1 protein-coding gene and 1 pseudogene are annotated in these 2806 nt (G+C 73.2%); both read left to right on the top strand.

Features of this window, described 5'->3' with window-relative positions; genetic code table 11:
• A pseudogene (locus ACZ6NC_RS17805) lies at nucleotides 1–95 on the top strand (ABC transporter ATP-binding protein); the annotation flags it as partial.
• A gap of 73 nt (nucleotides 96–168) precedes the next feature.
• The gene (locus ACZ6NC_RS17810) at nucleotides 169–2730 is read left to right on the top strand and encodes an ABC transporter permease (protein WP_465733718.1); all 2562 of its coding nucleotides are present in this window, start codon (nucleotides 169–171) and stop codon (nucleotides 2728–2730) included.
• Nucleotides 2731–2806 lie beyond the last annotated feature (76 nt).

Consider the following 2806-nt stretch of genomic DNA (forward strand, 5'->3'; position numbering starts at 1 on the left):
CCGACGGCCGCATCGTCGACGAACTCGCCGGCCCCACCGCCGACACCGTCCTGGACCGCATGCGCCGCTTCGACGCCAAGGGCCGCACCAGCTGAGCCGGAGCCCGGCCAGCGGCCCGGCCCCGATCCGGCCTCCGTCCCCACGACCCTCCAGGACTGACACCACCCCATGTACCGCACCGCACTGCGCACCGTGCTGGCCCACAAGGCCCGGCTGCTGATGACGACGCTCGCCGTCCTCCTCGGCACCGCCTTCGTCGCCGGCACGCTCGTCTTCACCGACACCCTCGGCAACGCGCTCCGCGCCCAGAGCGCGAAGAGCTACACCGACATCGCCGTCACCATCAGCGACCGCGGAGCCGTCGGCAAGGGCTACGACCACGGCGGCAAGGCCGAGCCCGGCCCCACCCTCACCGAGGAGACCCGCAAGGCGGTCGCCGCGCTGGCCGGCGCCGCCGACGCCCGCGGCGTGGTCAGCGGCTTCGCCGGCATCGCCGACAAGAAGGGCGCGCTGATCGGCAACGGCTTCTCCACCACCGGCACCAACTACGTGCCCGGCGCCGACGGCACCGACCCGCGCTACCCGCTGGTCGCGGGCCGCGGCCCGCGCGGTGCCCAGGAGATCGCGCTGGACGCCAAGACCGCCGAGAAGGGCGGCTACAAGGTCGGCGACACCGTCCGCGTCGCCGTCAACGGCCCGGTCATGGAGCTGAAGCTCACCGGCACCCTGCACACCAACGACCCGCGCGTCGTCTCCGGCGGCTCGCTCGCCGCCTTCGACACGGCCACCGCCCAGGAGCTCTACCTGAGCCCCGGCCGGTTCTCCGAGATCGACGTCAAGGGCAAGCCCGGCAGCGACGACTCCGCACTGCTCACCGCCGTCAAGCAGACCGCCCCGCAGAGCGACTCCATCGAGGCGCGGACCGGCCGCGAACTCGCCGACGAGCAGGACCGGATGATCGCCGAGGGCACCAAGGGCCTCTCCGGCGTCCTGCTGGGCTTCGCCGGCATCGCGCTCTTCGTCGGCATCTTCATCATCGCCAACACCTTCACCATGCTGGTCGCCCAGCGCACCAAGGAGCTCGCCCTGCTGCGCGCCGTCGGCGCCAGCCGCAAGCAGATCACCCGCTCGGTGCTGGCCGAGGCCCTGCTCGTCGGCCTCACCGCCTCGCTCGGCGGCCTGCTCGCCGGCATCGGCATCGCCACCGGACTGCGCGCCCTGCTCAACGGCCCGTTCGAGGCCAACCTGCCGGAGGGTCCGCTGGTGATCGGCCCCTCCACGGTGCTCGGCTCCGTCGGCGTCGGTGTCGCGGTGACCGTGCTCGCCGCCTGGCTGCCTGCCCGCCGCGCCTCCCGGATCGCCCCGGTCGCCGCGATGAGCTCCGTCGAACAGCCCGCCACCCAGAAGTCCCTGGTGGTCCGGAACGTCATCGGCGCGCTGTTCGCCCTGGCCGGCGCGGGCGGTCTGCTGGCCGGCGCGGCCAGCCAGGAGGCCAAGCCGGTCGGCCTCGGCGCGGGTGCGCTGCTGGTCGGTGTCTTCGTCCTCACCCCGCTGCTCTCCCGGCCGCTGATCGCCCTGTTCGCCCCGCTGCTGCGCAGGCTCTACGGCACGCCCGGCAAGCTCGCCCGCGAGAACGCCGTCCGCAACCCGCGCCGCACCGCCGCCACCGCCTCCGCGCTCACCATCGGCGTCACCCTGATCACCGCCCTGACCGTCGTCGGCGCCTCGGTGAACAAGGCCGTCGACGAGAGCACCGCGAGCGACCTCAAGGCCGACTACTCCGTCGCCATGTCGAACTTCTCCATGCTCTCCCCCGAGGTCGCCCCCCGGATCGCCAAGACCCCCGGGGTCACCGCGATGAGCGTGAAGCGCACCGTCCCGCTGAGGACCGGCGCCGACGACGAGACCGAGTGGCTCACCGGTGTGGACGCCGCCACCTTCGACACGCTGGTCACCCTGAAGATCAAGGAGGGCTCGGCCGACGCCCTCAAGCAGGGCAAGCTGCTGGCCACCGCCGGCTACGCGGAGCGGAACGGCCTCACGGTCGGCTCGACTTTGACCGGCACCTACCCGGACGGCACCCAGGGCACCCTGACCGTCGGCGGCGTGGTGGAGTCCAGCAGCATGGTGTCGGGGCTGCTCGCCCCGGACGGCGTGGTCGGCCCGCACGCCGCCCCCGGCACCGGACTGAACGAGGTCCTGGTCAAGGGCGCCGACGGTGCGGACGCCAAGCTCAAGCAGGCGCTGCGCGACGCCACCGGCGGCAACCCGCTGATCGCCGTCAAGGGCGAGGAGGACGTCAAGGCGGAGAACCACCAGCTGGTGTCCGCCGTGCTGAGCATGATGTACGGGCTGCTGGGCATGTCCGTGGTGATCGCCGTCCTCGGCGTGATCAACACCATGGCGATGTCGGTGTTCGAGCGCCGCCGGGAGATCGGCATGCTGCGGGCGATCGGCCTGGACCGGCGCGGCATCGGCCGGATGGTCCGGCTGGAGTCGCTGATGATCGCGCTGTTCGGCGGCCTGGTCGGCGTGCTGCTCGGCATCGTCACCGCCTGGGCAGGCAACCAGGCCCTGGCCAAGAGCTTCAAGAACATGACCACGGTCGTGCCGCCGGTGCAGATCCTGGGCTTCCTGGTCGCCGCCGCGCTGATCGGCCTGCTGGCGGCGCTCTGGCCGGCCCGCCGGGCCGCCCGCTCGGACATCCTGAGCTCGATCAAGAGCGAGTAGCGGGCGGGGGGGGGGGGGGGGGGGGGGGGGGGGGGGGGGGGGGGGGGGGGTGGGGGGGGGGGGGGGAGGGGAAGGT

The organism is Kitasatospora sp. NPDC041988 (assembly GCF_055588525.1).

Excerpts from the sequence above, each read along its gene's own strand:
- ACZ6NC_RS17810 (WP_465733718.1), top strand. The coding sequence starts at position 169 with ATGTACCGCACCGCACTGCGCACCGTGCTGGCCCACAAGGCCCGGCTG.